Source organism: Pseudoalteromonas sp. 1181_04 (assembly GCF_052850545.1).
Genome location: NZ_VXCS01000059.1, coordinates 1 through 2,970, shown reverse-complemented (window position 1 = coordinate 2,970; position 2,970 = coordinate 1). Strand labels below are relative to the sequence as shown.

At 49.9% G+C, this 2,970-nt stretch carries 1 rRNA gene; it reads left to right on the top strand.

What is annotated here, in order from left to right:
- Window positions 1-20: 20 nt before the first annotated feature.
- A 23S ribosomal RNA gene (locus FW757_RS22955) occupies window positions 21-2,907 on the top strand.
- Window positions 2,908-2,970: the final 63 nt, after the last annotated feature.

Here is a 2,970-nt window from a genome sequence, read left to right as displayed (position 1 = left end):
AAGACCCGTTTGGGTTGTATGGTTAAGTGACTAAGCGTACACGGTGGATGCCTTGGCAGTTGGAGGCGATGAAGGACGTATTAACTTGCGATAAGCCTAGTCAAGCTAGTAAAAAGCACTTGAGACTAGGATTTCCGAATGGGGAAACCCACCTGCTTGCAGGTATCGTTAACTGAATACATAGGTTAACGAGGCGAACGCGGAGAACTGAAACATCTAAGTACCCGTAGGAAAAGAAATCAACCGAGATTCCGAAAGTAGCGGCGAGCGAAATCGGAACAGCCCTTAAGCTTAATTGGTGTTAATGGAAGGCTCTGGAAAGTGCCACGATACAGGGTGATAGTCCCGTACATGAAAATCCCTTTTAAGTGAAATCGAGTAGGTCGGAGCACGTGAAACTTTGACTGAATATAGGTGGACCATCATCTAAGGCTAAATACTCCCAACTGACCGATAGTGAACCAGTACCGTGAGGGAAAGGCGAAAAGAACCCCTGTGAGGGGAGTGAAATAGAACCTGAAACCGTGTACGTACAAGCAGTAGGAGCCCACTTGTTGGGTGACTGCGTACCTTTTGTATAATGGGTCAGCGACTTATATTTTGTAGCGAGGTTAACCGAATAGGGTAGCCGTAGGGAAACCGAGTCTTAACTGGGCGAATAGTTGCAAGGTATAGACCCGAAACCCGGTGATCTAGCCATGGGCAGGTTGAAGGTTGAGTAACATCAACTGGAGGACCGAACCCACTAACGTTGAAAAGTTAGGGGATGACCTGTGGCTAGGAGTGAAAGGCTAATCAAACCGGGAGATAGCTGGTTCTCCCCGAAATCTATTTAGGTAGAGCCTCGGACGAATACTTACGGGGGTAGAGCACTGTTAAGGCTAGGGGGTCATCCCGACTTACCAACCCTTTGCAAACTCCGAATACCGTAAAGTAATATCCGGGAGACACACGGCGGGTGCTAACGTCCGTCGTGAAGAGGGAAACAACCCAGACCGCCAGCTAAGGTCCCAAAGTCATAGTTAAGTGGGAAACGATGTGGAAAGGCCCAGACAGCCAGGAGGTTGGCTTAGAAGCAGCCATCCTTTAAAGAAAGCGTAATAGCTCACTGGTCGAGTCGGTCTGCGCGGAAGATGTAACGGGGCTAAACTATGCACCGAAGCTGCGGATTCAGAATTTATTCTGAGTGGTAGGGGAGCGTTCTGTAAGCGGTTGAAGGTGTACCGGGAGGTATGCTGGACGTATCAGAAGTGCGAATGCTGACATGAGTAACGATAATGCGGGTGAAAAACCCGCACGCCGGAAGACCAAGGGTTCCTATCCCATGTTAATCAGGGTAGGGTAAGTCGACCCCTAAGGCGAGGCCGAAAGGCGTAGTCGATGGGAAACGGATTAATATTTCCGTACTTGGTATAATTGCGATGGGGGGACGGAGCAGGCTAAGCAAGCATGGCGTTGGTAGTCCATGTGAAAGTGAGTAGGCTAGCGACTTAGGTAAATCCGGGTTGCTGTTAGGCTGAGACACGAGACGAGTCACTAAGGTGATGAAGTTGCTGATGCCATACTTCCAGGAAAAGCCTCTAAGCTTCAGATTATACCGAATCGTACCCCAAACCGACACAGGTGGTCAGGTAGAGAATACTAAGGCGCTTGAGAGAACTCGGGTGAAGGAACTAGGCAAAATCGTACCGTAACTTCGGGAGAAGGTACGCTCCGATTGGTGATGAGACTTGCTCTCTAAGCTGATTGGAGCCGCAGTGACCAGGTGGCTGGGACTGTTTATTAAAAACACAGCACTGTGCAAAATCGCAAGATGACGTATACGGTGTGACACCTGCCCGGTGCCGGAAGGTTAATTGATGGGGTTATCTTCGGAGAAGCTCTTGATCGAAGCCCCGGTAAACGGCGGCCGTAACTATAACGGTCCTAAGGTAGCGAAATTCCTTGTCGGGTAAGTTCCGACCTGCACGAATGGTGTAACCATGGCCACGCTGTCTCCACCCGAGACTCAGTGAAATTGAAATCGCAGTGAAGATGCTGTGTACCCGCGGCTAGACGGAAAGACCCCGTGAACCTTTACTACAGCTTGGCACTGAACATTGAACCTACATGTGTAGGATAGGTGGGAGACTTAGAAGCAGAGACGCTAGTTTTTGTGGAGTCGTCCTTGAAATACCACCCTTGTAGTTTTGATGTTCTAACGTTGGCCCCTGAATCGGGGTTACGGACAGTGCCTGGTGGGTAGTTTGACTGGGGCGGTCTCCTCCCAAAGAGTAACGGAGGAGCACGAAGGTTGGCTAAGTACGGTCGGACATCGTACGGTTAGTGTAATGGTAGAAGCCAGCTTAACTGCGAGACAGACACGTCGAGCAGGTACGAAAGTAGGTCATAGTGATCCGGTGGTTCTGAATGGAAGGGCCATCGCTCAACGGATAAAAGGTACTCCGGGGATAACAGGCTGATACCGCCCAAGAGTTCATATCGACGGCGGTGTTTGGCACCTCGATGTCGGCTCATCACATCCTGGGGCTGAAGTCGGTCCCAAGGGTATGGCTGTTCGCCATTTAAAGTGGTACGCGAGCTGGGTTTAGAACGTCGTGAGACAGTTCGGTCCCTATCTGCCGTGGGCGTTTGAGAATTGAGAGGGGTTGCTCCTAGTACGAGAGGACCGGAGTGAACGAACCGCTGGTGTTCGGGTTGTCATGCCAATGGCATTGCCCGGTAGCTACGTTCGGAACTGATAAGCGCTGAAAGCATCTAAGCGCGAAGCAGGCCTCGAGATGAGTTCTCACTAGAGCTATAAGCTCTCTGAAGGGCCGTTGAAGACTACAACGTTGATAGGCAAGATGTGGAAGCATAGTGATATGTTAAGCTAACTTGTACTAATTACCCGTGAGGCTTAACCATACAACGCCAAACGCGTTTTATGTGATAGTTGATAGCGCAAGAAGTTAATAGACTAAAGTAGAT